The following is a 26,282-nucleotide window of genomic DNA, read 5'->3' as shown; positions in this document are numbered from 1 at the left end:
GAGTCTGATGCAAATGTCAGATCGTATGCGCCTGTTAGGGCGCGGCTGGTAACAGAGCCTTATAGGCGCATCAGAAAAACCTCCGGCTATGCCGGAGGATATTTATTTCTATTCTTCATGCCAGGCTAACGCCAGTGCCCGCAGCGCCTCGCCTAACGCTTGCAGTGCCTCTTCGGCCTGCTGGTCTATTTGCACCTTAACGATCGCACCGTCTATCAACATTGCCAGCGTGGCGGCCCGCGGCTGCCTGTGCGCGTTGGCCGGCAGGTAGCACGCCAGTGCCTGTGCCATGTCCGCCTTGTGGCCATGGGCTATCGTCAGGCTTTCCGGCAGCAAATCGGCCAGCTCCACCGCCGTGTTGATAAACGCGCAGCCGCGAAAGTGCGGATCGCCGAACCATTCGGCCAGGCAGCCGGGCAACGCCGTAAACACATCGCCATGCAGTTGCATCTGCTTGGCCAACGCCTGCTGGAACCAGGCCAACCACTGCGCATGGCGGTAGTCGAGAAAGGCCAAAATCAAGGCATTTTTGCTGGGGAAGTGGCGGTAAAAGGTGACCTTGGTTACCCCGGATTGTTTGATGATGCGGTCAATACCCGTGGCACGGACGCCTTCACGATAAAAAAGATCGTGGGCGGTCAAAAGAATGCGCTGGCGCGCAGGTAATGTTTCCGTTGGCAGAGTCATGGTGGCTACCGGCAAAAAGAATATCAGCCTATTGTAGACAGATCTGTCTACTTGCGCTAGCGTAAATGGGTAGACAATTCTGTCTACCTGAAAACAAGGTGCCGCTATGAAGATTAAACCCCCCATACCGCCGTTCACCCTGGCATCAGCTATCGCTAAAGTCCGTATGGCGGAAGATGCCTGGAACAGCCGCGATCCGATTTTGGTTTCCCAGGTCTATGCGGTGGATACCCGCTGGCGCAATCGCGCTGAATTTATTGACGGTCGCGATGAAGTGGTGGCGTTCCTGCAGCGAAAATGGGCGAAAGAGCAGAATTACCGGCTAATCAAAAGCCTGTGGGCCTTTGACGATACGCGTATCGCCGTGCGTTTCGCCTATGAATGGCGTGATGATTCCGGCAACTGGTTCCGCAGTTTCGGCAATGAAAACTGGGCGTTCAACCCTCAGGGCTTGATGGCCGAACGCTATGCGTGCATCAACGATCTGCCGATTGCTGAACACGAGCGAAAATTCCATTGGCCATTAGGCCGTCGCCCGGCGGATATTCCTGAACTGGGCGAATTTGGTTTCTAACGCGTTGCCGTGGCGCGCTAATTTGTTAATGCCAACCGAATAGGATAAATTCCGCAGGCGCCTATTTTTACACGGACGATGTAACCATGCCTGAAAGCCAGGGTTCTGCGTTGGCGGATGCCGCCCAATTTCATGCCGCACCACGGGGGGTAAGCCAGAGCGGGTTTATTTCACTATTGATGCGGCTTCATTTTTATATCGGCTTGTTTACCGGCCCTTTTTTGCTGATCGCCGCGCTCAGTGGGATTTTCTACGCCCTGACGCCGCAGCTTGAATCCCGTATCTATGCCGCGCAGCTATACCACCACAGCCAAGGTGAAGAATTGCCGTTGGCACAGCAAATTGCGGCAGCCCAGGCGGTGGCGCCGGCGGGCGCGCTGTTATCTGCGGTGCGCCCGGCGCCTGCCGCCGGTGAAAACACCCGCGTTTTGTTCCATTTGGCGGGATTAGGCGAGTTTGAGCGCCTGGCGGTGTTTATTGATCCGATCACGGCGCAGCCTCATGGGCAGTTGGCGGCGTACGGCACCAGCGGAATACTGCCGCTGCGCACCTGGCTGGACCGACTGCACCGCAGCCTGCAGTTAGGTGAACCGGGGCGTATTTACAGTGAGCTTGCCGCTTCCTGGCTATGGCTGCTGGCGCTTGGTGGGTTGGTGCAGTGGTGCGCCGGGAAAAAACATGCGCGAAAGAAAACGGGGCTGCGCCGGTGGCATGCGCGGGCAGGGGGCTTGCTGCTGATTGGGCTGCTGTTCTTTTCCGCCACCGGGTTAACCTGGTCGAAATGGGCCGGCGGCAATATTGGGACGTGGCGGCACCAGTTCGGTTGGGCGACGCCTGCGTTATCGACCGCGTTGGGAGAGCAAACGGCGCCGCCGGCTGATGAACATGCGCTGCACCACGGCCATGATATGCAGACGATGGCTGCGGTTGAGGGCGATCGCGATGCCGCGCTCTACGATCGCATCTTGCGCAGCGCTCGCCAGGCAGGGATTGATGCCGGAAAAATTGAAATCAAACAGCCGGTGAAAGCCGGGTTAGCGTGGACGGTCAGCGAGATCGACCACCGTTGGCCGGTGCAGGTGGACGCCGTGGCTGTCGATCCGCGCTCTTTGGCCATCATCGATCGCGTCAGTTTTGCGCAATATCCGATGGCCGCCAAGCTCACCCGCTGGGGAATCGATTTGCATATGGGGGTGTTGTTCGGCCTGGCCAATACCTTAGCGCTGGTGGTGTTCGCCACAGGCCTGGCGGCCATGGTGATCATGGGGTATGTGATGTGGTGGCGCCGCTGGCCTACGCGGCGGCTGGCGCAGCCCTTGGGTTCGCCGTTGCTGTTTTTGCGGCAAACGCCGAAAGGGCTGCTGCTGGTTATCGTGGCGTTGGCGGTATTATTTGGCTTCTGTTTGCCGGTGATGGGGGCCAGCCTGTTGGCGTTTTTGCTGTGTGATGTGCTGCGTTGGCAATGGCTGCGGCAGCGTGCGTTTTCACCTGAAGAAAGCAAATAGCGGAAAAGCGCACGCTTTCGCAAAGCCTGATTTGTAGAAAAGCCTTTCATCTTCTAGACTTAGAAGACAACAACGTACGATAAGGGGACAAGCTATGACAAAGCAATGGGTTTTGGCTGTGAGTACCGCAGCGGCATTTTCTCTTCTTGCTGGCTGTACGGCCTATGACCGGGCTGCCAGCTACGTGAAAGAGCCCGTAGTGAGCGATGTAAAAGTCGGGATGACCAAACAGCAAGTGCGCGCTATTGCCGGGCCACCATCAACCTCTGCAACATTGATTCATGCCAATGGGACGTGTGATACCTATGCGGTTGCGCCGCGCGATGGTAAAGCGCAGACGTATTTTGTCAGCTACAACGACACTGGCCACGTAATGAACAAAGGCTACCAGAGCTGCTCTGAATACGACTCTCAACCGAAATAACGTTTCTACCGGCTAAAGCAGAACCCCGGGCCACCGGGGTTCTGCTTTTTTATCGCCCAACGCGGCGTGAACTTTGAGCAAACAGTTTTTTTTGCGTTTTTTTGCTTAAAAACGGTAGACATTTCATAACGGTATCGCTAGTATTTGCGCCCATTGGAAGGATGGCCGAGTGGTTTAAGGCAACGGTCTTGAAAACCGTCGACGGGCGACTGTCCCAGAGTTCGAATCTCTGTCCTTCCGCCAAACAAGATAAGCCCATGCTGTTGTCAGCATGGGCTTTTTTCATGGTTTTCTCGTGCCAAGCCTGCTGCGCGGCAGCAAAATGATGTGGTTATTAAACGGAAAGCCCCCGGCGTTTGCACGCCGGGGGCTTTATCGTTGGTATTAACCGCGGTTATTTCTGGTCAGGCAGTGCGTAGGCGATGATGTAATCGCCCAGCGTGGTGCCAAAGGAGCCGTGGCCGCCGGCGGCGATCACCACGTACTGCTTGCCGTCTTGCTCATAGGTCATCGGCGTTGCCTGGCCGCCGGCTGGCAGACGCGCTTCCCACAGTTTTTCACCGGTATTGGTGCTGAAGGCGCGCAGATAGTTGTCGGCAGTGGCGGCGATGAAGAACACGTTGCCGGCGGTAGTCACCGGGCCGCCCAGCATCGGCATACCCATCTTGAATGGCAACGGCAGCGGCGAGCTGTCGCGTACCGTACCGATACGTTTCTTCCATACTATCTGGTTGGTTTTCAGATCCACGGCGGAAACGTAGCCCCAGGCCGGCTGTTTACAGGGCAAACCAAATGGCGACAGGAAGGCGTTCAGTTCTACGCCATACGGCACGCCGTACTGTGGCTGGATGCCGGACTCGGTGCCAGAGCCGCCTTTATCATTCGCCGGTGGTTCGATTGGGTTGCCCGGCCCCCGCGGGATCAGTTTCGATACGAACGGCAGCGCCATCGGGTTGGCGATGGCGATCTGGCGATCGGTATCCACCGCGATGCCGCCCCATTCGAACATACCCAGGTTGCCTGGGAACACCAGCGTGCCCTGTTCGGAAGGCGGAGTGAAGATCCCTTCATAGCGCAGACGGTGGAAGATCACCCGGCACACCAGTTGGTCGAACATGGTGGCGCCCCACATGTCCTTGCCGCTCAGGTTGTCTTGCGGGCGGAAGGTCAGATCGGAGAACGGCTGGGTTGGGGATAAACGGTCGCCCTGCGCTGCACCTTGTGGCACCGGGCGTTCCGGCGCCGGAACCACCGGTTCACCAGTGCGGCGATCCAGCACGAAAATATTGCCGGTTTTGGCCGGGGCGTAAATCACCGGCACGGTGTGGCCGTTTTTGTCGGTGATGTCAGCCAGCGTCGGCTGTGCCGGCAAATCCATGTCCCACAGATCGTGGTGCACCGTTTGATAAGACCACACCAGTTTGCCGGTGGTGGCGTTCAGCGCCACGATGCTGCTGGCGTAATGCTCCTGTTCCGGCGTGCGATTGCCGCCCCAGATATCCGGCGTGGAGACGCCCATCGGCAGGTAAACGATGTCCAGCTTGGCGTCATACGCCGCTGGCGCCCAGGAGTTCGGCGAGTTCAGGCTGAACTTGTGCTCGTCGTCTGGAATGGCATTCGGATCTTTGGCGCCCGGATCGAAAGCCCATACCAGCTTGCCGCTGTTGATGTCGAAACCGCGGATCACGCCGGACGGTTCGCGGGTGGAGTAGTTATCGGTCACTGCGCCGGCGACGATAATCACCTGGTTGGTGACGATCGGCGGCGAGGTCGGCTCATACTGGCCCGCCGTCGTAACCGGCTGCTTGTGCTGTAGATCCAGCACGCCGTTGTTGGCGAAGTCCGGGCACGGTTGGCCGGTGGTGGCGTCCAGGGCAAACAGGCGGCCGTCGTTCACCGGCAGTATGATGCGGCGCGCGCACAGCATGGGCGCATTGCCGTTCGTTTGCGCTGCTTGCGCTGTCTCATGATAAGACACGCCGCGGCAGGTCACATGCTGGAAGGTGGGGTTCGGCTTCAGGCCCGGATCGAACTTCCATTTTTGCTGGCCGGTTTTGGCATCCAACGCGAACAGAATCTGGTGCGCGGTGCACAGGTACAGCATATCGTTGACCTTGATCGGCGTCACCTCGTTGGTGATTTCGCCCGGATCGTTCGGGGTTTTCAGATCGCCGGTGCGGAATGTCCAGGCCACTTGCAGATCTTTCACGTTTTGTTCGTTGATCTGTTTCAGCGGTGAGTAACGGGTGCCGGCCTGGGTGCGGCCATATGCCGGCCAGTCGCCGTCAGCGATGCCCGTGCTGTCGCCAGCGCTTGCCTGCTGCTGTGAAGCCGGCAGCGTGCCGTTGATTTCCTGCGGATCGTTGAACACGGCATAGGCCAGGATCGCGCCGCTGATGACCAGGCTCAGCGCCAGCGCGATGGCCGAAGAGTTACCGGTAACATTGAAGCCACGATAAACGAATGGCAGCAGCAGCCAGATGCCGAAGATAACCAGTACGTCGGCACGCGGCGCCAGCGCCCAGAAATCGAAACCCACCTCCCACACGGCCCACAGCATGGTGCCGAGCAGCAGCAGCGCATACAGCGCCAGCGCCCGGGTAGATCGGCGGTAGATCAGCAGTGCCGTCGCCAGTAGCAGTACGCCGCTGATGATGTAATAAAATGAGCCGCCAATCGCTGACAGCCAGATGCCGCCCACCAATAAATAGGCGCCGCTCAAAATAGCGAACAATACGGTCAGGAACCGTATGACGCGCGATGATGAGGAATGATTCCCCATAGTCTTACCTCGTTTTAATTGCCATTGACGCAGAAAAACGCCCCAGCGGAGCGCTTTCCCTGTAATTATCCCCACGAGTCATGCAACATAGTAATAACGCATAGATAACATAGGGGTTTTATGTTTTTCCCCGTTCCATCGGGTATTGACTGCATAGATGTTCCATCTATGTAAATTTTATATGATTTCTTCAACAAAAGTTAAGCTCAACTGTAACGGTTTATACTCTAGGGCATTTCGTCCGCGACCTTAGCCACCAACGCTGAACATTGTCACTGCGTGTTTCAAACGGTCGCTCTGCCTTGCGGTGTGGTTCGCCGGCATCGGTATAAAAACAACCGCCTGATATATTCCCCCTGCTGCCGGGGCGCCTTATCTTCGCCCGGTTAATAACCGAAAATTTAGTCTATATATACTCGTCATACTTCAAGTCGCAGGTGTGTTGGCTTTCCTCGCTCACCCCAGTCACTTACTCAAGTAAGCTCCTGGGGACTCGCTGCGTCGCCGCCTTCCTGCAACTCGAATTATTTAGAGTATAAAGCCGCTACCGGCTGGTATTTACTCGCTGGCACGGGCTTTTATATTATTTTTCACCCGGCATATTATGCCGCCACGGAAAGCCACTGCTCTGGTTTGGTGCGAATTTAACATTTCATTTCCCTACGCTGGTGCGTTTATTTTTCATTTAAATCATTAATTTATGTGCGCGGCTTATCTGTGAATTTTACACTTCTTTTACGGCATAAAATTTTTTTCGCGCCAGTTTTTCGCATTTTTATTTTTTAGCCGGCTGGCATGCTTTCTGCATTACTTCAAATAAATCGGTGTAATTAAAGATAGGTTTTTATTCCGCCAACGGGCGGCAAAACATCGGCAGTGATTATTCCTTCGGCATGATAAATATAAGGATTTATCTATGTTAAGTTTCGATCCCGATAAAGTCGCGCTGCCCGCCGGCCATTATATCAACGGCCGGCAGGTGGCCGGGCAGGGCGAGCGCCTGGCGATTAAACGCCCTTCCGATGGCATGGTCGCCGGTGAGTTGGCGCAAGCGGATGCGGCGCTGGTGGACGAGGCAGTCAACAATGCCGATCGTGCGGTAAAAGAGAGCGGCTGGGCCAGTTGCCCACCCCGCCAGCGCGGCGCCGTGTTAAGGCGCTGGGCCGATTTGATCGACAGCGATAGCGAGCTTCCACGGCTGGAAGCGCTGGGGTCGACCCGGCCAATCAGCGATGTCGTTAACCATGAAATTCCGTTCACCGCCGAGGCGATCCGTTTCTATGCCGAATGCGCGGATAAATACATCGGCGATCTGCTCCCCACGCGCGATGCCAGCCTGGGCATGCTGGTGCCGGAGCCGTATGGCGTAATCGGCGCGATAACCCCCTGGAATTTTCCGCTGTCGATGGCGTCGTGGAAGTGTGGCCCGGCGCTGGCGGCGGGTAATGCAGTGGTGCTCAAACCGTCTGAGCTAACGCCGTACTCCACGGCGCGGATGGCCGAGCTGGCGGTGCAAGCCGGGCTGCCTGCCGGCGTGCTGAATATTGTGCAGGGCGGTGGCGCGGTAACCGGCAGCGCCCTGGTGGCGCACCCTCTGGTGCGTAAAGTCTCTTTTACCGGCTCGACGCAGACCGGCGCCCGCATCATGAGCGATGCGGCGTTTAATGGCATGAAGCCGGTCACCCTGGAGCTGGGCGGGAAAAGCCCGCAGTTGGTGTTCGACGACGCCGGTGATATCAGCGAGGTCGCCGGGCGCATCCTGCGCGGCTTTACCGCCAATGGCGGCCAGGCCTGCGTGGCCGGGACGCGGCTGATTGTGCAGCGTGGCATTGCCGAGGCTCTGATCGACAAATTGATCGCCCTTTGCCAAGGGTTTCGCCCCGGCGTGACCTGGGATGAAACCAGCCGCTACGCACCGTTGATCGACAGCCGCCAGGCCGGCAAAGTGCAGCAGATTGTTGATGCCGCCTGCCGGCAAGGCGGTGAAATATTGGTCGGCGGAGCGCGTTTTGACGGCACCGGTGAAGGTTATTTTTGGCAGCCGACGCTGATCGCCAATGTGGCCGTCGATAGCCCGGCGGTGCAGGAAGAGATCTTTGGCCCGGTGCTGACGGTGCAGCTTTTCGATGAAGAAGCCGAAGGGCTGGCGCTGGCGGCCCATCCCACCTATGGCCTTTGCGCCGGGGTGCATACCCAAAGCCTGGAGCGCGCACTGCGGGCGATGCGCGCCATCGCCGCCGGCACCGTGTGGATTAACCGCTATGGCCGCTCCGGCGACTTTATTATCCCAACCGGCGGGTTTCACGGTTCCGGTATCGGCAAGGATTTGGGGCGCCAGGCGTTCCAGGCCTGCCAGCGTTTGAAAAGCGTATTGATCGACTTCTGAGCATTACCCCCTTAATCCTTTATTTTGCAGAGGTAGCAGCATGGCCGTGTTTAAACCGAAATACATCACTTTCGATTGCTATGGCACCCTGATCAATTTTGACATGGCCGGCGCCGCCGCGACGATCTTCGCCGATCGCGTCAGCAGCGACCAAATGGCCGCGTTTACCACTGATTTTGCTCGTTACCGTATGGATGAAGTGCTGGGCGCGTTCAAACTCTATCCTGACGTGGTCGGAAACGCCTTGTATCGCACCTGCAATAAATGGGGCGTGGAGTGCACCCAACGCGACTGCGAAGCGATTATGGCCGCCTGCGCCACCTGGGGGCCGCATGCCGATGTGCCGGCCGGGTTGGCGAAGGTTGCCCAGGCGTTCCCGCTGGTGCTGCTGACCAACTCCACCGATGAACTGGTTAAAAACCATGTACCGCGCCTTGGCGCACCGATTCACCTGACCATCACGGCGGAAGAGGTGGGCGCTTATAAGCCGCAGATGAAGGGCTTCGAGTACATGCTCAACAAGCTCAACTGCGGCCCGGAAGAGATCCTGCACGTTTCCTCCAGCTTGCGCTATGACCTGATGACCGCCCACGATTTGGGCATCAAACACAAGGTGTTCGTCAACCGTGGCCACGATCCGGCCAACCCGTATTACGGCTATAGCGAAATCAACGATATCGGCGGCCTTGCCGCCGTCGTGGGCCTGTGAGCGCGAGGAGCAGGGCATGAAACTGGCGTCTTTCTGGCAGGCGACCGCACCGGCCTTTAGCGGTGCCACCCAGGGTGAACTGCCCGCCACGGCCGATGTGGTGGTGATCGGCGGCGGTTTTACCGGCATCTCCGCCGCGCTTAGCCTGGCGCGCAGTGGCTTGGACGTGGTGGTGCTGGAGGCAGCGGAGGTGATGAGCCAGGCCTCCGGGCGCAACGGTGGCCATTGCAATACCGGCGTCGCGCAAAACTTTTCGGCGCTGGCGGCAAGCCAGGGCGTTGAGCAAGCCACCCGTTACTATCAGGCTTATGCCGGGGCGGTGGATTATGTGCAGCAGTTGGTGGCGGAAGAGCAGATTGACTGCGATTTTCGCCGCTGCGGCAAGCTGAAGCTGGCCAGCAAGGCTTCGCACATGCCGGCATTGAAGGCGGCTTATGACATGATGCGCCGACATGTCGATCCGGACGTCACGCTGTTAAGCGCCGACGAAGTCAGGGGGGAAATTGACTCTCCCGCTTTCCATGGCGGGCTGTTGCAGCAGCATGGCGGCCAGATGCATATGGGGAAATTCGGCGTTGGCCTGGCCGATGCGGCAGCGCGCGCCGGCGCGCGGATTTATCCGCACACGGCCGTTACCGGCCTGACGCGGCTGAACGGCTACCGCCACCGCATCAGTACCGCGCGTGGCGATATCCTGGCGGACAAAGTGCTGATGGCGACCGGCTGTTCCAACGTTGGGCCATTTGCCTGGTTCCAGCGCCGCATCATCCCGGTGGGCAGTTTTGTGATCGTCACCGAGCCACTGGCCGCCGGCCAGCTTGAACACCTGTTGCCGGGCGATCGCACCTATGTCACCTCGCTGAATCTGGGCAATTACTTCCGTACCACTGCCGATCGGCGGTTGGTGTTCGGCGGCCGCGCGCGTTTTGCCATCAGCAATCCCACGTCAGACGCGCGCAGCGGCGAAGTGTTGCGCGCCGGGCTGGCCAATATGTTCCCTACACTGGGCAACGTCGGCATCGATTATTGCTGGGGCGGCCTGGTGGATATGACCGCCGATCGTCTGCCGCACGCCGGTGAGCATGAAGGAGTGTTTTACTCGCTTGGCTACAGCGGCCACGGCACGCAGATGTCGGTGTGGATGGGCCGGGTGATGGCGGATTTGCTGGCCGAAAAGGCCAACGAGAACCCCTGGCAGCATAGCGACTGGCCGGCGGTGCCCGGCTATTTTGGTAAACCCTGGTTTTTGCCCATGGCGGGCTTGTACTACAAGGCTAAGGATCGGCTCTCCTGAGTTATTCAACGTTTCGTTATTGAGGGTGTGCAGATGAGTAAATTTCCTAAAGCATTCAATCGCGTCAACCCAGCGTTAACCCAGGCGATCACGGATGTGGCAATTTCGCGGCGCGGCATGATGAAGCTGCTCTCTGCGGGCGTGGTTATGAGCACCGGCCTGTTGGGGTTCCCCGAGTTCGCTCTGGCGGCGGAAACCCCGGTTAAAGGCGGCAAGCTGCGTGCGGCGATGGCGAATGCTTCGGCCACCGACACGCTGGATCCGGCCAAGGGCAACAACAGCGGCGACTATACGCGCCAGTATATGTTCTATAACGGCCTGACCGAGCTGGATAAAAATCTGATCCCGCAGCCCGCGTTGGCGGCGTCTATCGACAGCAGCGACGGCATCACCTGGCAAATCAAGCTGCGCCCGGGCGTAACGTTCCACGACGGCAAAGCGCTGACCGCGCAAGACGTGGTATTTTCCCTCAGCCGCCACCAGGATCCGGCGGTGGCTTCCACCGCCATTACCCTGGCCAAGCAGTTTGCCGCCGTCAGCGCCGTTAACCCCGGCGAAGTGAAGCTGGTGCTCACCCAGGCCAACTTTGATCTGCCGGCGTTGCTGGCGACCAGCCCGTTCCTGATCCTGCAAGACGGCGCCAAAGACTTCACCAAGGCGAACGGCACCGGCCCGTTTATTTGCAAATCCTTTACCCCGGGCGTCGGCACCACGGGGGTGAAAAACCCCAATTACTGGAAGCCGGGTCTGCCGCACCTGGATGAAGTGGAACTGCTGGGCGTGACCGATCAGGCGGCGCGCGTGAATGCGCTGATGTCCGGCGATTTGCATATGATCTCCACCCTGTCGGCCAACGATGTGAAGCGCCTGAAACAGGCGGGTCAGTTCGGCATTCTCGAAAGCCGTTCCGGCATGTACACCAACCTGATCCTGCGCACCGATATCACCCCCGGCAGCAACGAAGATTTTGTGCTGGCGATGAAGTATCTGCAGCCGCGTGAAATGCTGGTGAAAACCGTGATGCAGGGGTTCGCCACTGTAGCCAACGATACGCCGGTGCCGCCGTGGCACCCGATGTTCAACCAGGATCTGCCGCAGCGCCCGCTGGATGTTGACAAGGCCAAGTTCCACCTGAAAAAGGCCGGCATGGTCGGCGCGAAGGCGGAAATCATCACCACGCAGAATATTGAGGGCGCGGTGGAAGGGGGCCAGTTGATCCAGCAGTTTGGGCGCCAGGCGGGGATCAACTTCCAGGTGCGCCGCGTGCCGTATGACGGCTACTGGTCAACCCACTGGACCAAAGATCCGATCGGCTACGGTTCGATCAACCCGCGCCCAACCCTGGATATGCTGTTTTCGCAGTTTTACCTCTCGGATGCGCCGTACAACGAATCCGGCTGGAAGAACCCGCAGTTTGATCAACTGGTGGTGGCGGCCCGCGGGGAAAGCGATCAGGCGAAGCGCAAGCAGATGTACGGCGATATGCAAAAGCTGATTTACGATCATTGCGGCACGCTGATCCCAACGTTTATCAGCTCGCTGGATGGGCACAGCAATAAGGTGAAAGGGGTGGAAGCCTGGCCATCGGGCATGATGATGGGCTACCGCTTCCATGAGTACGCCTGGCTGGCGGCCTGACGGCAGGAAGAGGAGAGGGTGATGAACAGATACATGCTGTTATTGATTGCCCGGCGCATTGGCACCGGCATCCTGACCCTGTTGATCGTGTCGGCGGTGGTGTTTTTCATTACCAGCCTGCTGCCTGGCGACGCCGCGCAGATGGTGCTGGGCCAAAGCGCCACGCCGGAAACGGTAGCGGCGTTGCGCCAACAGCTCGGGCTGGATAAGCCGTTGCCGATACGTTACCTGCACTGGCTGGCGGGCATGCTGCAGGGCGATTTCGGCACCTCTTTCGCCAGCCATCTGCCGGTGGCCCAACTGGTGGCGCAGCGCATCCCCGCCACCTTCCAGTTAGCGGGCATCACCACGCTGGTATCGGTGCCGCTGGCATTGCTGATTGGTATTTCAGCGGCGATGAAGCGCGGTTCGCTGTTCGATCGCGCGCTGATGGTCGGCACCATGTCGGTGGTGGCGGTGCCGGAATTTCTGGTGGCGACCATCGCCGTGCTGATTTTCGCAGTCAAGCTGAAGTGGGTGTCGGCGATGTCGCTCGGCACCCCTTCACTGGATGTGATCAGCTATTTGCAGGCCTACGCGCTGCCGGTCTTGACGCTGTGCTGCGTGCTGGTTGCGCAAATGGCGCGGATGACCCGTTCGGCCATCATCAACCAGATGGACAGCCCCTACCTTGAAATGGCGCGCCTAAAAGGGGTATCGCCGCTGCGCGCGGTGCTGCGCCATACCTTGCCGAATGCCGTGGGGCCGATTGCCAACGCCATTTCGCTAAGCCTGTCTTACCTGTTTGGCGGGGTGATCATTATTGAAAGCATCTTTAGTTATCCGGGGCTGGCCAGCCAACTGGTGGATGCCGTCAGCAACCGCGATCTGCCGGTGGTGCAACTGTGCGTGATGCTGTTCGCCGCCTGTTATCTGGTGCTGTTGTTGGCCGCCGACATCCTGACCATTGCCTTCAATCCGAAATGGAGGGGCTAATGAAGACACTCACGCTACCGTGGCGTTTTTTGCTGTCGCTGAGCCCCAGCGGGCGTATCGGCCTGCTGATCACCCTGTTCTGGATCCTGATGGCGGTGTTTGGCGGCGCCCTGGCCCCGCACGATCTGGAAGGCATTGGCGCGGGCGATCTGTTTGGCGGCTTTAGCGCCCAGTTTTGGTTTGGCACGGACTACCTGGGGCGCGATATCCTTAGCCGCATTTTGTACGGCGCGCGTTACTCGATCGGCCTGGCGTTGGGGGCGGCGGTGCTCGCCAGCCTGATCGGCACGCTGCTGGCGTTGCTGGCGGCGATGGCCGGCCGTTGGGTGGAGGAGATCCTTGGGCGAATAAATGATGCGATGCTGGTGCTGCCGGGCAAGATCCTGGCGCTGATGGTGGTGGCGGTGTTTGGCTCCTCGTTGCCGATGCTGATCATCACCGCCGTCTTCACCTATTGGCCGGGCGCGTACCGTATCGCCTGGGCCATGGCGTCTTCGCTACGCTCCATGGATTATGTGCAGGCATCGCGCCTGCGTGGCGAAAGCCGCGCCTATATCGCTATCCACGACATATTGCCGAATATGCTGCACCCGATGCTCGCCGACTTCGGCCTGCGCTTTGTGTATATCGTGCTGTTGCTGAGTGGCCTGAGCTTCCTGGGGCTGGGGGTGCAGCCGCCTTACGCCGACTGGGGAACGCTGGTGCGGGAAAATTTACCGGGGCTGTTTGACGGCTCACCTGCGGTGTTGATGCCGGCAATTGCCATTGCCAGCCTGACCATTGGCGCCAACCTGTTTATTGACAGCTTGCAGGCTATGCGGCCGCTCAAGCTGGCGAAGGGGGGGATATGAATATTATGCCACATGTCGCACAGCCGGCCGTTTTGGTTGAAAACCTGCGGGTGACCGCATTGGCCGACGATGGCCAGGAGATTGCGCTGGTTTCCGATATTCGCTTTAGCGTCCAGAAGGGCGAAGTGCTGGCGCTGATCGGTGAATCCGGCTCCGGGAAAACCACCATTGCCCTGGCGCTGATGGGCTATGCGCGCCACGGCTGCCGTATTGCTGAAGGCAACGTGCACATCGCCGGCGTTAACGTTACCCAGCTATCGCCCAAGCAGCAGTGTGCCTTTCGCGGCAACAAAGTGGCCTATATTGCCCAGAGCGCGGCGGCTTCTTTTAACCCGGCGATGAAAATTATCGATCAGGTGGTGGAGCCGGTGGTGATCCATGGCGTGATGAGCCGGGCCGCCGCCGAGAAAAAAGCGCTTGAGCTGTTCCGTGAGCTGGCGCTGCCCAACCCGGAGACCATCGGCCAACGTTACCCGCATCAGGTTTCCGGCGGCCAGTTGCAACGCCTGATGACGGCGATGGCGTTAATCACCGATCCGGAGGTGGTGATCCTTGACGAGCCGACTACCGCGCTCGACGTAACAACCCAGGTTGAAGTGCTGAAAGCGTTTCGCCGCGTGGTGCGCCAGCGCGGCACCACCGCGATTTACGTCAGCCACGATTTGGCGGTGGTGGCGCAGATGGCGGACCGCATTCTGGTGCTGTTGAAAGGCGCGATTGCCGAATATGGCGCCACCGAAGCGCTGCTGCGCGCGCCGGCGGCGGAATACACCCATCGGCTGCTGGACGCCGCGCGGCAGAAGGTGCGGCCGAGCAGTTGGCAACCGCAGGAAGGCATTGTTCAGCCGTTGTTGGAAGTGCGCGAACTGTGCGCCGGCTACGGCCCGTTGGACAAACACCAGCAGCCGAAGATAAAAATTCTCGACGATATCAACTTCAGGCTTTACCGCGGCCAGGCGATCGGCATTATCGGTGAGTCTGGCTCCGGGAAAACCACGCTGGCACAGGCAATCGCCGGCATGAACAAACCCTACCGCGGCTTTATGCTGTTTAACGGCAGCTATATCGACGGCGATATGCGCCAGCGGCCGGAAGACGAGTTGCGCCGCATCCAGTATGTGTTCCAAATGGCGGATACCGCGCTCAACCCGGCGCACAGCATTGAGAAAATCCTTAGCCGGCCGCTGCGCTTGTTTCACGGCTTGCGCGGCGCGGCGCTGGAAGCGCGATTGTTCCAACTGTTGGACTTGGTACGGCTGCCGCGCAGCGTACTGTGGCGGCGCCCCAGCGCGCTTTCCGGCGGGCAGAAGCAGCGGGTTAACCTGGCGCGGGCATTGGCCGCCGAACCGGATTTGATCCTTTGCGATGAGGTGACCTCGGCGCTGGATACGGTGGTGGCGGCGGAGGTGCTGGATTTGATTACCGATCTGCGCCGTGAACTGGGGCTGTCGGTGCTGTTCATCAGCCACGATCTGCACGCGGTGCGCTCGGTGTGCGATGAGATTATCGTGGTGAAAAACGGCCGCATGGTCACCCAGGTGGTGCGCAGCGATTACGACAAACCGTCCAGCGATCTTTACTATGAGCGCCTCAAGCGCGCGGTGCCGGAGCTGCGCCAGGGCTGGCTGGATGAATACGATGATAACGAGATCGCGCTGTAACGTGCGATAGCACCTTGGCGAACGGCCAATAAAACAATGAAAACAACGGAGTAATACAGCGATGCCAGCACCTATTCGATACGTACAGGACAGCCGGTATTTTCCGGAAGCGGCAGATGTGGTGGTGATTGGCGCCGGGATTGCCGGAACGGCCGCCGCGTATGAGTTGGCGAAGAAGGGCGTCAGCGTTGCGCTGGTGGAGAAGGGGCTGGTGGGCGGCGAACAATCCAGCCGCAACTGGGGCTGGTGCCGCCAGCAAAACCGTGATGAGCGCGAACTGCCGCTGATCATTTATGCACTGCAACGCTGGGAGGCGTTAGGCAAGGAAACCGGCGAAGAGCTTGGTTTTCGCCGTACCGGCCTGGTCTATGCCACCGGCGATCAGAGCGAGATCGACGCCTGGGATAACTGGGGCAAAATGGCCAAAGCCTATGGCGTGCGCAGCGATATTTTAAACGCGCAGCAGGCCAAGGCGATGACGGCGGGCAGCACCAGCAACTGGCTGGGGGGCGTGTCTTCGCCGACCGATGGGCACGCCGAACCGGCGCTGGCCTCTGCCGGGCTGGCGATTGCCGCCCAGCGCCTGGGGGCGAGCATCTTCCAGCAGTGCGCGGTGCGCGGGCTGGACATTTCCGCCGGGCGCGTCAGCGGGGTGGTGACCGAGCGTGGGTTGATAAAAACCAGCCGCGTGATCTGCGCCGGCGGCGCCTGGACTTCAATGTTCTGCCGCCGCCACGGCATTGATTTGCCGCTGGGCAACGTTATCGGCACCGCCTTTCGCACCGCGCCAATCGCGCAGGCTATCGCTGCGCCGCTTTATACCCCGTCGTTTGCCTGCCGCCCACAGTTGGACGGCAGCTACACGGTGTCGGTTTCCGGCCGGGGCCGCCTGGAACCCGGCGTGCAGGGGCTACGCTACGCCCGCCAGTTCTACCCGACCTTCAAATCGCGGCGCAAGAACCTGAAAATCAATTTGGGCATCGGGCCATTCCTCAACGGGCCGGAATCCCCGGCGCGCTGGCAGTTTGACGGTCTGTCGCCGTTTGAAAAAATCCGTATTCTCGATCCTGCCGCCGATATGGCAATGGTGGAAGAGGGGCTGGCGGCGATGCGTAAAGAATATCCGGCGCTGGCGAATATCCGCCTGGAACAGGCATGGGGCGGCATGATCGACAGCACGCCGGACGCGGTGCCGGTGATTTCCACGGTGGAAAAACTGCCGGGGCTAGTGCTCTCGGCCGGGTACAGCGGACATGGTTTTGGTATTGGCCCCGGCGCCGGGCGTTTGGCCGCGGACTTGGCGACCGATGCCCAGCCGATTGTCGATCCCACCCCGTTCCGCTACGCGCGGCTGGTGGACGGCAGCGGCCTGGATACGCCGGGCATGATGTAAAAGAAGGGATGGATATGCAAATTGTTCCAATGAATGAAAGCCACCTGGATGCCGCTTTTGCGCTGACCCAGCGCCTGCAATGGCCGCACCGTCGTGAAGATTGGCAGCAGGCGCTACGCCTGGGGGAAGGGCTGGCCGCCGTTGAGGCTGGCCGGTTGTTGGGCACGGCGCTGTGCTGGCGCTGGGGCAGCGAATACGCCACGCTCGGGCTGGTGATTGTCGCCGATGAAGCACAGGGCCAGGGCTTCGGCAAGCAGCTGATGCTGGCGGCACTGGATAAACTGCCGGGCAGCAACGTGCGCCTGCATGCCACCGAAGCCGGCCGTGGGTTGTATGAAAAACTGGGGTTTGTCGCCACCGGGTGGGTGGAACAGCACCAGAACCGCGCGCTGGGGGCGGTCGATCCGATCTCACCGGCCGCCGGGCAACGGCTGCGCACCGCCGCTCCTGCGGATATCGCGCAACTGGTGGCGCTGGATCGACAAGCGCACGGCCAGCACCGGCCTGAACTGTTTGCCTGCCTGATGCACAGCGCCGAGCGCATCCTGTTGCTGGAGGAAACGACGGGTATCGAAGGTTTCGCCTGCCTGCGCCGCTTTGGCCATGGCTACGTGATCGGCCCGGTGATCGCCCGCGATCTGGCGGTGGCCAGGGTGCTGGTCAGCCAGCTGTTAAGCGGCCTGAACGGGCAGTTTGTCCGTATTGATACCGATGCCGACAACGGCTTGGGCGACTGGCTGAGCGGCCTGGGCATGGCAACGGTGGATGCGCCCACCATTATGGTGAAGGGAATGCCGTGGCAGCCTGAAGCAGGCGGCATGCGGGCGTTCGGGTTGATGACCCAGGCGATGGCCTGATGAATATCGTCTATAAATCGGCGCCGGAGCGCGGCCGCATCTGGCAGGAAGTGATTGCCCGCCTGCGGCCGCAGGCGCGTTTCTCCCTGTGGCCGGAGGTGGGCGACGCCAACGCGGTGGATTATCTGGTGGCCTGGCAACCGCCGGAAAACATCATGCAGCAGTTCCCCAATTTGAAAGTGCTGTTTTCCGTTGGTGCGGGCGCCGATCAGTTTGACTATGCCAGCCTGCCGGCTGAGCTGCCGGTGGTGCGTATGGTGGAGCCGGGGCTGACGGCGGGGATGGTTGAATACGTCACTTTTGCGGTGCTGGGCCTGCATCGCGATATGCCGCGCTACCTGCGCCAGCAGCGTGAAGGCTGCTGGCAGGCACACCCGATTATGCCCGCCGCCCGCCGCCGCGTCGGCGTAATGGGGATGGGGGAGCTGGGCGTGGCGGTGCTGAATACGCTGGTGTCGTTGGGGTTTGAGTGCGGTGGCTGGAGCCTCAGCCCAAAAGCGCTGCCGGGCGTGGCCTGCTGGGCCGGCGATGAACAGCTCGGCGATTTTCTGGCGCGCACCGATATCCTGATCTGCCTGCTGCCGTTAACCGACAGCACGCGGGGCATCCTCAACCAGGCGTTGTTTGCACAACTGCCGCAAGGCGCCAGCCTTGTCCAGGCCGGGCGTGGTGCGCAGCTTAATCACGGTGATTTGCTGCGGGCGCTTGACGCGCAGCAGCTTAGCGCCGCAGTGGTGGATGTGACCGCACCGGAGCCGCTGCCTGCCGACCACCCTTTTTGGCGGCACCCCGCAATTTGGTTGACGCCGCATATCGCCAGCACCACCCAGCCAGAAAGCTCCGTGCGGGCGCTGCTGGAGAATATCCGCCGTTTTGAATGCGGCGAACCGATGATCGGCCTGATCGATAAACAGAAAGGCTATTGAATGCCGGCGGTGAAAATATATTTGCCTGATGATTTATACCCAAAATAATTCGAGTAGCAGGAAGGCGGCTTTGCTGCGACAAATTCGTCAGGAACGAATTTGCCTGGCCTCTGGCCAGCCTCCGGTGAGCGACAAATCTGCCGGGAGCAGATTTGAACGCTGTTGGCAGCGGCCCCGAAGGGGCGAGGCCCAGGGATGGGCCGAGTAACTAAGCCAACACACCTGCAACTTGAAGTATGAAGGGTATACCCGTATTTCAACAGTAAATGCCGCTAGCCCGTTTATTTCGGCAGCGCGGTGAAAATGCTTATTGCGATACTTCAACCTGAGGGTGTGCCTGGCGTATTGCCCGGCGCGGCCTGTTATCGTCACGTCGATGAGGAACAGAGATGCAAAATTTATTGGCAACAGAGCAGCAGACATTTTCTGATAATGCGTTATTCCTGGATGCGCGTGAAGAACATATTCCCCGCGGCATCGTCACGGCGCATCCGGTGGTCATTGCCAAGGGCAAAGGCGCTGAAGTCTGGGATGTGGAAGGCAACCGTTATTTGGATTTTGTTGGCGGCATTGGCGTTTTGAACGTCGGCCACAGCCACCCGGCGGTGATTGCCGCGGTGACAGAGCAATTGCATCGGGTTTCTCATGCCTGTTTCCAGGTGGCGGCTTACCCAGGTTATATCGAACTGGCCAAGCGCCTGAATAGCCTGGTTGGCGCGGGCGAGGCATTTAAAAGCGTGTTCTTCACCAGCGGTGCGGAGGCGGTGGAAAATGCGGTGAAAATTGCTCGCGCTTATACCAACCGCCCCGGCGTTATTGCTTTTGACGGCGCCTTTCATGGGCGAACCTTATTAGGCTGCACCCTGACCGGTATGAGCCAGCCTTATAAACAGAACTTCGGCCCATTCCCCAGCGATATTTTCCATGTGCCGTTCCCCAATCCGCTTTATGGTATTTCCGAGCAGGACTGTTTAAACGCGCTCGATACCCTGTTCGCGGTACAGATCCTGCCCGAGCGGGTTGCGGCGATCATTATTGAACCGGTGCAGGGCGACGGGGGCTTCCTGCCGGCGCCGCCGGCCTTTATGCAGGCGCTGCGTGCGATCGCTGAACGCCATGGCATTGTGCTGATTTGCGATGAAGTGCAAACCGGCTTTGGCCGCACCGGCAAAATGTTCGGCTTCCAGCATACCGGCATCGTACCGGATCTGGTTACCGTGGCGAAAAGCCTGGGCGGCGGCCTGCCGATTTCCGGCGTGGTCGGCAAAGCGGCAATTATGGACGCCCTATTGCCTGGCGGGCTGGGCGGCACCTACGGCGGTAATGCGCTGGCCTGTGCGGCTGCGCTGGCGGTGCTTGATCTGATGGAGCAGGGCAACCTGTTGGCGCGCGCCAATCAATTGGGGGAACGCTTGCACGCCCGTTTGCTGCAACTGGCGGATAAATATGCCTGTATCGGCGAAGTGCGCGGGATCGGTTTTATGCAGGCGGTGGAAATAATGGATTTCGACACCGGTAAGCCAGATGCGGCATTGACGCAGAAGATCCTTGATTGCGCTTGCCAGGAAGGGCTACTGCTGATCAAGTGCGGCCTGCATCGCAATACCGTGCGCTTTCTGGCACCGTTGGTTACCAATGATTCACAATTGGAAGAAGCGCTGCATATTTTTGATATTGCGATGGCGCGTGCGACCGGCCGGCTCGGCTAGTACCCCTTTATTATTGATATTACTAAGGTTATTTTTCAGCGGCTCTCGATGGGGCGAGCGGGTAAAACGCTGGCGCCGCAGGCTGAAAGCATGCTATACCATCGGGAGCGCGTGCACGTGACGGTTCGGTAATTTTATACCCTTCATACTTCAAGTTGCAGGTGTGTTGGCTTTCCTCGCTCACCCCAGTCACTTACTTCAGTAAGCTCCTGGGGATTCGCTGCGTTGCCGCCTTCCTGCAACTCGAATTATTTTGGGTATAGTAACATAAGGGGATGCTATGAACGGCTTGATGAAACTGGACCGTATCGACATCAACATTCTGGTGCAGTTGCAAAAAGACGGCCGCATCAGCAACGTTAACCTTGCCGATGCCGTTGGGCTTTCCCCCAGCCCTTGCCTGCAACGCGTCAAGCGGCTTGAAGCCGCGGGTTTTATCAACGGCTATGAAGCCCATATCAACCTCACCAAGATTACCGACTCGGTCACGGTATTTACCGAAGTGACGCTCGCCGGCCACCGGCGCGAAGATTTCCAGAAGTTTGAGAGCGCCATCCGCGAGGTGGAAACGCTGATGGAGTGCCATCTGATCACCGGCGGCTACGACTATCTGCTGCGTTTTATCACCCGCAGCATTGAACATTACCAGGAAGTGATCGAAGGGTTGTTGGATGCCAAAGTGGGTATCGACAAATACTTCAGCTACATCGTGATCAAATCCCCGATCCTGCGCAGCAGCGTGCCGCTGCGCTCGCTGATTGCCCGCCATTCGCCGGTTGAGTATTAGGCTGTGCCCCCAAGGCCCGTCCCCTGCGTTATCGGGCTTGAACATAGGCCCACTATGCCCTGCGCCCGCAGCAGAAAATTTCTTTTCGCGCGGCATTTCCCTATAAACACGCTGTTAGCGCCCCCTGCTACGAAAATCCCCTTGGCACGAACGCGGTAAACTCCTGTTATCTGCCGTTAAAATCGCCAGGAGTCAGCATGTTTACCCCGATTTCACCCGCAGCCGCCGAGTGGCGGCGCAACGGTTATCTGCTGAGTTTTGCCCCCGAATTGCTGGATGTGGATTGGGTGCATGAGCAACTCGCCCTGCATAGCTACTGGGCCAAAGGCCAACCACGCGAGATGACCTTGCGCTCGCTGGCCGGTTCCTTGCCCTTCGGCCTGTATGCCCAACGCCAGCAGGTTGGCTTTGGCCGCCTGATCACCGACTACACCCGGTTTGCCTATCTGATTGACGTGATTATCGCCAGGCCGCATCGCGGCCAGGGCCTGGGCGGTTGGTTAGCCGCCGCGGTGACGCAACATCCGGAGTTGCAAACCGTGAAGCGCTGGCTATTGGCAACCGCCGACGCTCATGAGGTCTACCGCCGTGCGGGCTGGCAACCCGTTTCCCAGCCTGAACGCCTGATGGAGTTCATGCCCATGCCACCCACAGAGGAGCGTTTATCGTGAGCTACCGCGTTGGCGTAGATATTGGCGGCTCGTTCACCGATTTTGCGGTGCTGGACGAGCGCGACAATACACTGCGCACCTTGAAAGTGTTATCGCGCCCCGATAGCCCGGGCAGTGAAATTACCACCGGGCTGGCTCAACTGCGCCAGCGTGACGGCATCCAACCGCAAGAGATTCATTATTTCACCCATGGCACCACGGTGGGGGTTAACGCGGTGATCCAGCGCAAGGGCGTGCGCCTGGCGCTGTTCGCCACCGCCGGTTTCTGTGACGTGCTGGAACTGGCCCGCCTGAAGATCCCCCATATTCACGATCTGTTCTCACGCCGCGCCGCGCCATTGATCCCACGCGATTGGGTGTTCCCGATCGTTGAGCGCACCGATCGCGACGGCAATGTGTTGCAGGCGGTGGATCGCCAAAGCGTGCTTGCCGCGGTCGATGCTGCCCGCGCCGCCGGCTGTGAAGGGATCGTGGTTGCGCTGCTGCACAGCTATCGCAATGCTGACAATGAGGCGCAGGTGCGCGCCATCGTGGCCGAAGCGGCGCCGGATTTACTGACCAGTTGTTCGGCGCAGATCTGGCCGATTATTCGTGAATATGAACGCACCATCACGGCGGTGATTAACGCGTATGTGCAACCGAAAGTGATCCACTATCTTAGCGCATTTGAGCATGCGCTGGCGCAGATGGGGGTGCCGGTGCCGCCGCGCATCACAAAATCCAACGGCGGGGTGATGGGGGTTAACCAGGCGAAGGCGGAATGCGTGCAGATGGTGCTCTCCGGCACCGCTTCCGGCGTGATTGGCGCTGGCTATATTGCCGAGCGCTGCGGTTTTGCACGGTTGCTAAGCCTGGATATCGGCGGCACCAGTGCCGATGTGGCGGTGATCATCAATGGGCAGCCGGAGTATGGCAGCGGCGAGATCATTGGCGAGTTCCCGATCTATATCCCGTCGGTTTCGGTCACGTCGGTGGGCCAGGGCGGCGGTTCTATCGCTTGGCTGGATAGCCTGGGCGTTTTGCAGGTGGGGCCGGATAGCGCCGGTTCGCTGCCGGGGCCGGTGTGCTTCCAGCGCGGCGGCACGGCGGCCACGGTGACCGATGCCTTTGCCGTTTGCGGATTGATCGGCCACGGCGATCTTGGCTACAACGCGGTGCAGGTTGACGTGGCGGCGGCGCGCGCGGCGGTGAAAGCGCTGGTCGATCCATTGGGGATTGGTGTGGAAGAGGCCGCGGAAAACATCATCGCACTGGCGATCTCCAGCATGTACAGCGATACCAGCGGGCTGGTGTCGCGCTTTGGTATCGATCCGCGCGAGTTTTATTTCCTCGCCTTTGGCGGCGCCGGGCCGATGATGGGGTGTTTTCTGGCGCGCGAGTTGAATATGCGCGGGGTGGTGGTGCCGCCGACGCCCGGCGTGCTTTCGGCGCTGGGCGGCCTGGTCGCCGATATTAAAAATGACTTTATTCGCACGCTCTATTGCGAACTGAATGTGCAAACCCTGCCGGCTTTGGCGAGCAAGGCGCAAGCGTTACGCCTGGAGGCTGAGAGTTGGCTGGTGCGGGAATACGGCCACGATCTACCGCAGACGCTGCAGTTTTCGGCGGAGATGCGCTATCGCGGGCAGTCGTTCGAAATCGACGTCCCGCTGGAGGCCGCCTGGATCCAACAGGGTGATATTGCGGCGATCCGCACCGCGTTTGACCGCAGCCATGAACGGCTGTTCGGCCACCAGGATCCGCAGGCGGCAGTGCAGGTGATCAATCTGCGATTGGTGCTTTCTTCCCCCACGCCCAAGCCGCAGTTGGCGCAGTTGCCGCCGGCAGAGAAGCCGGTTGCGGTATTTCGCCGGGTGGAGGCGTGGTTCGATGGCAACTGGCGGCCGGTTGATGTGATAGCTCGCAGCGAGCTGCGCGCCGGCCATCGCTTCAGCGGCCCGGCGATTGTGGCGCAGGATGATTGCACGACCTGTATCCCGCCGGCGATGGACGTGAATGTCGATCGCTTCGGCAACCTGATTATCACCCCGCAAACGGGAGAGCAACATGGCGATTGACGGGCGTAACCTGCAAGTGTTGGCCAACTACTGCGCGGCGGCGGCCGACGCCATGGCCTTTACCCTGATGCGCACGGCGCATTCCACTTTTGTGAAAGAGACGGAAGACTTTTCCTGCCAGATCGTCAGCCGCGCCGGGCTGGCCTTTGCCTCGCCCCGCAGCTTTGGCGCGCCCTGGTACAGCGGCATCGACTATGGCCCGGTGTTGGCGCTGATCGATGATTATCAGGAAGGAGATATTTGCATTACCAATGATTCCTATGCCGGCAATGTCGCCACCCACACGCCGGATATCCATATCTGGAAACCGGTGTTTCACCAGGGGCAGATTGCCTGTTTCGTGGTCGGCCATATTCATAATACCGACGTTGGCGGCGCGGTGCCGGCTTCGCTGTCGCGCTCGCTGACCGAAATTGTGCAGGAGGGCATTCGCATTCCGCCGTTGAAAATCGTCGCCGGCGGCCGATTGAATGACGATGTGGCGCGAATTATGCGCCTGAACGTGCGTGCGCCCGCGCAGAACTGGGGGGATTTCAACGCCCAGATCGCCTCCGTCAATATTGGCGAACGCAAGATCCACGAGATTATCGCCCGCTTTGGCATTGATGATTTTCTTCACGGGGTAGAGGGCATTCTGGATTATGCCGAGCGGCAGGCGCGCAGCATTATCGCCACCATGCCTGACGGCGATTACTTTTATGCGGATTATGCCGATGAAGATGGCGAAGGGGGCTACCCTTGCCGCATTGCGGTAACGCTGCGGATACGCGGCGAGGCGCTTGAGCTGGATTATACCGGCAGCGATCCGCAACTGGCCTCATCCCTGAATATGCCGACCGGCGGCCGCGAGCGCCACCCGCTGGCGCTGGTGGGTGTGACGTATGTGCTGGCGACGCTTGATCGTTCGCTGTTGCTGAATGCCGGCACCCTGCGCCCGACGCGCGCCATTTTGCCGCCCGGCACCATTATGAACTGCGAGGCGCCAGCGGCGGTGGGGATGCGCTCGCTGACCTGCGCGCTCGCGCAAATTGCCACTGTGGGGGCGTTTTCGCTGGCGATGCCTGAGCGGCTGCCGGCCAACTCGCCCGGCGGCAATTCGATTATCAACATCCGTACCGTCGACGGCACAGGCCAGGCGTTGGTTGCCTCGCTTGGCCCGGTGGGCGGTGGCGCCGGCGGCACGCCGAAGCACGATGGCCCAGACGGCTCGGGCGGCCTGTCGGCATTTTTGAAGAATACGCCGATAGAAATTAACGAAGCGGAAGTCCCGGTGCGTTTTCATCGCTATGGCCTGGTGTGCGACAGCGCCGGCGCCGGGGAATATCGCGGCGGGCTGGCGACCGAAATGGAGTTTGAAGTGTTTTCCCCTAATACCATTGTTACCGCGCGCAACCGCAACCGCTCCCGCTTCTCCTCGGCCGGGGCGGCAGGCGGGCGCGCAGGGGCGACTTCCCGCTTTTACACCCGTTCCGCGCAGGGGCAGATCCAGGAACATGGCAATACCGACGTGATCAAATGCAGCCCGGGGGATATCGTCAGTATCCGTGGGCCCGGCGCCGGGGGCTATGGCGCGGCGAAAAACCGCCGGCCGGCGGCGGTACTGAACGATGTGCGCTGCGGCTTTGTCTCGCCGCAGGCGGCGCAGCGCGATTACGGCGTTGCGATCACACAGGGCGAAGTCGATCCGCAGGAAACCGCCCGGCTGCGTGCGGCGATGCCCGGCGTGGAAGGCGAGCACTTTGACGTTGGCGCAGAACGCCGGGCGTTTGAAGCGCAGTGGAGCCGCGCGCGTTATCAATTACTGACCGAGTTTCTGGCTGTGGCGCCGGTCAGCTGGCGCCATTTCCTCAAGCACCAGGTGTTTGCCGCCGTGCAGGCCGGTGAGTTTGCCCATCTGCCGTTGGCGGAACAGATGGCGGCGCTGTTTGCTGAGTTGCGGCGGCGCTTCCCGGCTTTAGTCCAACATCGTTGTTAGATGGGGGAGGGGAAACCGACGCTGTATTTTAGGCGTGCTGGCCGGGTGATTTTATATCTGCACCGTTTCTCCCGGTTTTTTTGCTGCGCCCACTGGCCAGTCAAGGATGCCCGTGCATCCTTGATAATTATTTGGGGTATATGCCCACATAATACGAACTGCAACGGCATCATCGCTCGCGTTCCGCTCCAGTTGTGTCATTCCTCAGGTGTTCTTAATTAATTGATATCTAAGATAATCTATAATTTAAGTGTGTGAGGTGTCAGAGATACATAGGGTGAGTTCATCGACGAAAATTAAATTTTCACAAACATGAAGCATTAATGAAAAAAATATAAATTACTCTTATGCATAGGGCGTTGGTCGGCGCTAACCCCATTAGAAAAAATATAATTAACGTTGCTGACTGTGATGGCGGGAC

20 protein-coding genes and 1 tRNA gene are annotated in these 26,282 nt (G+C 59.6%); 19 read left to right on the top strand and 2 right to left on the bottom strand.

Translation table 11 applies throughout. The features are described 5' to 3' along the window. Positions 1 to 108 precede the first annotated feature (108 nt). A complete protein-coding gene (locus ACN28Q_RS04085; RefSeq protein ID WP_095845159.1) occupies positions 109 to 687 on the bottom strand; it encodes a TetR/AcrR family transcriptional regulator in 579 nt (192 codons plus the stop codon). Positions 688 to 793: 106 nt separating this feature from the next. Between ACN28Q_RS04085 and ACN28Q_RS04080 the strand changes: the two genes are divergently transcribed. The 4 genes from ACN28Q_RS04080 (at position 794) to ACN28Q_RS04065 (ending at position 3,433) form a co-directional block, all read left to right on the top strand. Then, the gene (locus ACN28Q_RS04080) at positions 794 to 1,261 is read left to right on the top strand and encodes a nuclear transport factor 2 family protein (RefSeq protein WP_095845158.1); all 468 of its coding nucleotides are present in this window, start codon (positions 794 to 796) and stop codon (positions 1,259 to 1,261) included. Between the two features lie 86 nt (positions 1,262 to 1,347). Then, complete coding sequence (locus tag ACN28Q_RS04075) at positions 1,348 to 2,766, top strand: PepSY-associated TM helix domain-containing protein (RefSeq protein WP_095845157.1); 1,419 nt, start codon at positions 1,348 to 1,350, stop codon at positions 2,764 to 2,766. Positions 2,767 to 2,860: 94 nt separating this feature from the next. Further along, on the top strand, positions 2,861 to 3,190 hold the full coding sequence (osmE, locus tag ACN28Q_RS04070; protein WP_095845156.1) for an osmotically-inducible lipoprotein OsmE: 330 nt from the start codon (positions 2,861 to 2,863) through the stop codon (positions 3,188 to 3,190). 155 nt (positions 3,191 to 3,345) lie between these two features. Further along, positions 3,346 to 3,433: transfer RNA gene (locus ACN28Q_RS04065), tRNA-Ser, on the top strand. Between the two features lie 151 nt (positions 3,434 to 3,584). Here ACN28Q_RS04065 and ACN28Q_RS04060 read toward each other — a convergent pair. Further along, positions 3,585 to 5,972, bottom strand: coding sequence for a glucose/quinate/shikimate family membrane-bound PQQ-dependent dehydrogenase (locus ACN28Q_RS04060; protein ID WP_095845155.1), 2,388 nt, complete (start codon positions 5,970 to 5,972; stop codon positions 3,585 to 3,587). 916 nt (positions 5,973 to 6,888) lie between these two features. Here ACN28Q_RS04060 and ACN28Q_RS04055 point away from each other — a divergent pair. From ACN28Q_RS04055 to ACN28Q_RS03985, 15 genes are all read left to right on the top strand, one after another. After that, complete coding sequence (locus ACN28Q_RS04055) at positions 6,889 to 8,358, top strand: aldehyde dehydrogenase family protein (RefSeq protein ID WP_095845154.1); 1,470 nt, start codon at positions 6,889 to 6,891, stop codon at positions 8,356 to 8,358. Between the two features lie 40 nt (positions 8,359 to 8,398). Continuing rightward, on the top strand, positions 8,399 to 9,067 hold the full coding sequence (locus ACN28Q_RS04050) for a haloacid dehalogenase type II (protein WP_095845153.1): 669 nt from the start codon (positions 8,399 to 8,401) through the stop codon (positions 9,065 to 9,067). 16 nt (positions 9,068 to 9,083) lie between these two features. Further along, a complete protein-coding gene (locus tag ACN28Q_RS04045) occupies positions 9,084 to 10,361 on the top strand; it encodes an NAD(P)/FAD-dependent oxidoreductase (protein WP_095845152.1) in 1,278 nt (425 codons plus the stop codon). 33 nt (positions 10,362 to 10,394) lie between these two features. After that, on the top strand, positions 10,395 to 11,999 hold the full coding sequence (locus tag ACN28Q_RS04040) for an ABC transporter substrate-binding protein (RefSeq protein WP_095845151.1): 1,605 nt from the start codon (positions 10,395 to 10,397) through the stop codon (positions 11,997 to 11,999). A gap of 21 nt (positions 12,000 to 12,020) precedes the next feature. Further along, positions 12,021 to 12,974: an ABC transporter permease gene (locus ACN28Q_RS04035; RefSeq protein ID WP_095845150.1), complete on the top strand. Its 954-nt coding sequence runs from the start codon at positions 12,021 to 12,023 to the stop codon at positions 12,972 to 12,974. Continuing rightward, complete coding sequence (locus ACN28Q_RS04030) at positions 12,974 to 13,825, top strand: ABC transporter permease (RefSeq protein ID WP_095845149.1); 852 nt, start codon at positions 12,974 to 12,976, stop codon at positions 13,823 to 13,825. The genes ACN28Q_RS04035 and ACN28Q_RS04030 overlap by 1 nt, the downstream gene beginning before the upstream one ends. Then, complete coding sequence (locus tag ACN28Q_RS04025) at positions 13,822 to 15,486, top strand: ABC transporter ATP-binding protein (protein WP_095845148.1); 1,665 nt, start codon at positions 13,822 to 13,824, stop codon at positions 15,484 to 15,486. The genes ACN28Q_RS04030 and ACN28Q_RS04025 overlap by 4 nt, the downstream gene beginning before the upstream one ends. 61 nt (positions 15,487 to 15,547) lie before the next feature. Next, positions 15,548 to 16,879 (top strand): NAD(P)/FAD-dependent oxidoreductase, encoded by a 1,332-nt coding sequence (locus ACN28Q_RS04020; RefSeq protein ID WP_095845147.1) that lies wholly within the window; start codon positions 15,548 to 15,550, stop codon positions 16,877 to 16,879. Between the two features lie 8 nt (positions 16,880 to 16,887). Next, complete coding sequence (locus tag ACN28Q_RS04015) at positions 16,888 to 17,736, top strand: GNAT family N-acetyltransferase (protein ID WP_095845146.1); 849 nt, start codon at positions 16,888 to 16,890, stop codon at positions 17,734 to 17,736. Next, complete coding sequence (locus ACN28Q_RS04010) at positions 17,736 to 18,662, top strand: 2-hydroxyacid dehydrogenase (protein WP_095845145.1); 927 nt, start codon at positions 17,736 to 17,738, stop codon at positions 18,660 to 18,662. The genes ACN28Q_RS04015 and ACN28Q_RS04010 overlap by 1 nt, the downstream gene beginning before the upstream one ends. Before the next feature lie 389 nt (positions 18,663 to 19,051). Next, the gene (gene gabT, locus ACN28Q_RS04005) at positions 19,052 to 20,371 is read left to right on the top strand and encodes a 4-aminobutyrate--2-oxoglutarate transaminase (protein ID WP_095845143.1); all 1,320 of its coding nucleotides are present in this window, start codon (positions 19,052 to 19,054) and stop codon (positions 20,369 to 20,371) included. A gap of 280 nt (positions 20,372 to 20,651) precedes the next feature. After that, the gene (locus ACN28Q_RS04000; RefSeq protein ID WP_095845142.1) at positions 20,652 to 21,158 is read left to right on the top strand and encodes an Lrp/AsnC family transcriptional regulator; all 507 of its coding nucleotides are present in this window, start codon (positions 20,652 to 20,654) and stop codon (positions 21,156 to 21,158) included. A 197-nt stretch (positions 21,159 to 21,355) separates the two neighbouring features. Further along, on the top strand, positions 21,356 to 21,829 hold the full coding sequence (locus tag ACN28Q_RS03995; protein WP_095845141.1) for a GNAT family N-acetyltransferase: 474 nt from the start codon (positions 21,356 to 21,358) through the stop codon (positions 21,827 to 21,829). Then, entirely contained in the window at positions 21,826 to 23,886 is a 2,061-nt protein-coding gene (locus ACN28Q_RS03990) for a hydantoinase/oxoprolinase family protein (protein ID WP_095845140.1), read from the top strand. The genes ACN28Q_RS03995 and ACN28Q_RS03990 overlap by 4 nt, the downstream gene beginning before the upstream one ends. Beyond that, positions 23,876 to 25,861 (top strand): hydantoinase B/oxoprolinase family protein, encoded by a 1,986-nt coding sequence (locus tag ACN28Q_RS03985; RefSeq protein ID WP_095845139.1) that lies wholly within the window; start codon positions 23,876 to 23,878, stop codon positions 25,859 to 25,861. Before ACN28Q_RS03990 ends, ACN28Q_RS03985 begins: the two co-directional genes overlap by 11 nt. Positions 25,862 to 26,282: the final 421 nt, after the last annotated feature.

Origin of the sequence: Gibbsiella quercinecans, assembly GCF_002291425.1 — a bacterium.
GTDB lineage: Bacteria > Pseudomonadota > Gammaproteobacteria > Enterobacterales > Enterobacteriaceae > Gibbsiella > Gibbsiella quercinecans.
This window is presented reverse-complemented; position numbering and strand designations above follow the sequence as displayed.